Source organism: Sporomusa sp. (assembly GCF_057736855.1).
The window spans coordinates 1-2,686 of record NZ_JBYKYF010000360.1 but is presented as its reverse complement, the minus strand read 5'-3'; the positions used below and the strand labels follow the sequence as shown (position 1 = coordinate 2,686).

Annotated in this window: 3 protein-coding genes; all 3 read right to left on the bottom strand. The window is 49.7% G+C overall.

The features are described from left to right. Nucleotides 1-825 (bottom strand): carbohydrate kinase family protein (locus AC29Z1_RS16165; protein WP_488272481.1); only part of this gene is annotated, 825 nt, incomplete at its 3' end. Nucleotides 826-1,106: 281 nt separating this feature from the next. After that, on the bottom strand, nucleotides 1,107-2,051 hold the full coding sequence (rbsK, locus tag AC29Z1_RS16160; protein WP_488272480.1) for a ribokinase: 945 nt from the start codon (nucleotides 2,049-2,051) through the stop codon (nucleotides 1,107-1,109). Then, nucleotides 2,036-2,686, bottom strand: a 651-nt coding sequence (locus AC29Z1_RS16155) for a substrate-binding domain-containing protein (RefSeq protein ID WP_488272479.1), incomplete at its 5' end; no start/stop codon positions are given. The genes AC29Z1_RS16155 and rbsK, both read right to left, overlap by 16 nt.

The following is a 2,686-nucleotide window of genomic DNA, read 5'->3' as shown; positions in this document are numbered from 1 at the left end:
ATCAAGCTGGCATAACAGCCCTGCTATTACACCAGCCGCATAGGCATCACCGGCTCCAGTTGGATCAGTAAACCTCGAAGGTGGAACAGCAGGGACAGTACACTCATAAGTTCCGGAACCCCTAGTAAGCACCCTGCTTCCATCAGCACCACGAGTTATGAATATAGCACTCAGGGGAAACTCAAACAGCTCAGTGATACTACACCTATTGATATACTTCAGTAGATAAGTAGCCTCATCCTCATTACAAATTAAGATATCTGTATTGACTAGTATGTCCACAGCTGATCCTGGGATCGCTCCGCACACAATTGTAATACATCCCCTTGACCTGGCTATGCGGGCAAGTTCGACACTGCCTATACCAATAACCGGGGCAACAACAAATATATCATGGGGTTGAAGGTTTATGCCGTCCGGGATATCTTTCTGTTTACTTGCCCCCACCCCGCCAGAATAGGAGAAGCATAGGGCGCTGCCATCACGGCTATAGAATAGAAAGCAATGACCAGCCTTACGCGCCGGGTCCACTACAATACCTGAAAGATTTACTCCTGTGTCCTTGAGCCACTGCTCGTATTCAGAGCCAATGAAATCTTCGCCAACGCTGTGTATCGGCGTGCTTGCCCACCCCAATCGTGCAAGGGCCACAGCTATGTTAAATGCCGAGCCACCGTAATAAACCTTGCCCGACACGCTGGGGCAATCAAGAATCTCTGCATACTTGCCTGGGACTGCCTCTTCAGAAATAGGATAGATATGATCATATATAGCTGCGTTGCCAACTACGTACACCTGTTTTTTTACATTCTTACCGTCGCTCATATTTTCTCCCCATTCCTAAATTCGCTTCCAAACTTCACTATTGAATTACCATTGCGTGCCTATTTAAGAATAATATTGACTTTTATCAAATCCTCCACCAATTGGAAGCTCTTAAGGTCCCAGCAAATTGCGAATTACGCACTCCCTAAAGTGGTAGGGTAGCCCGCATATCTGGCTCTTGTTCTTACCAAAGTTAGTGTTTCCTAAACTCTTTTACACATCTGCAAACCGTAAGACGAGGTTTTGGTAATTTGGCCACCTTGGGTATACACTTAGGAAGGCTAACGTCTTTCTCTAGGTAACACTGGCGATTCCTGACCTAACAATTTGTTGACCGCCTCCCGTGTAGGCAACGACGCTTGCGCACCAAAGCGGGTGGTAGTAATGGCGCCAGCAGCGTTGGCCAGCTTCAAGGCTTCTCTTAGAGGTTGACCTTCGGCCAAACCTACCGCCACGCCGGCATTAAAGGCGTCGCCTGCCGCGGTACTGTCCACGGCCTTCACCCGAAACCCATCAATATGTTCCATAACGTTCTCTTCAGCCCATAGCACTCCCCGCGATCCTAACTTGATTAATACTGCTTTCACACCAAGACCCAGGATCTCGGCTGCGGCCAATCGGGCGCTTTTCACATCGAAAATACAACGGCCACTAAGCTTTTCAGCCTCCCTTTCGTTGGGCGTTAATACGTCAACACAAGTCAACAGCGATGGGGGTAGGGGCTGGACCGGGGCCGGATCAAGAATTACCGTCTTGCCCAGTTCGCGGGCCAGGGAAGCAGCGAAGCTTACCGTTTCTAAAGGTATTTCCAGTTGTAGCATTACAACGCTGGCCTCCTTGATGAGCTCCTTGGCCCTCATAATATCTTCCGACCGGCAGAGCCAGTTAGCACCCGGGGCCACGATAATCGAGTTTTCAGCCACAGCGTCAACGGAGATTAAGGCCACCCCCGTTGGCGCTTCCGGCCTTTGCTGCACAAAAGAAGTATCAACTCCATCCGCCGCCAGAGCTTGCAAAAGCGTTTTCCCAAATAAATCTCTCCCCACACATCCTACCATGGCTACGCTAGCGCCTAATCTAGCGGCAGCTACCGCCTGGTTGGCCCCCTTGCCCCCGGGTATCATACGGAAATCTTGACCATAAATTGTTTCTCCCCGAGCAGGCATTTTGTCCACTATTACCATCAGATCCATATTTAGGCTACCAATAACTACAATGTCTGCCATATCTTGTTTCCTTTCTTGCAGGTTGACTGTCTTATTATCAGTCTGGGTTGTAATACTACCTGTCGTGGTTCCTGCACCCCAGGGCTGTTAATTCGCTCCAGCAGGATCACGCACGCCGTCATACCCAATCGATAGACGGGTTGAGCCACTGTTGTCAAAGGGGGCTTTTCCAGCGCCGCCCATAAAATATCGTCATAACCAACAATAGAGATATCTTCCGGTACCCTCAAGTTCTTGCCTTCAATAGCCCTGTTGGCGCCGATGGCAAGCATGTCGTTGGCTGCAAAGACAGCACTGGGTTGCCTTCCCCCTTCCAGGAGATCTGTCATTTGTTTAAAACCACTTTCGTAAGTAAATTCGCCATAGCTGATCAGGCTGCGGTCTATAGGGACACCCTTTTCTTGATGAGCAAGAATATAACCCTGTTCACGCTCCCGCGTTGTGGAAATATCCATGGGCCCTCCCAAGAAGGCGATCTCCCTATGGCCTTCGTCTAATAAATGGGTCACCGCTTGATAAGCGCCGTTTATGTTATCGCAAAAAACGCTGTCCGCGGCCACCCCTTCTACCCGGCGGTCAATCAAGACCACCGGGATACCATTATTGACCACTTCCTGGATATACGAACTTTCGGA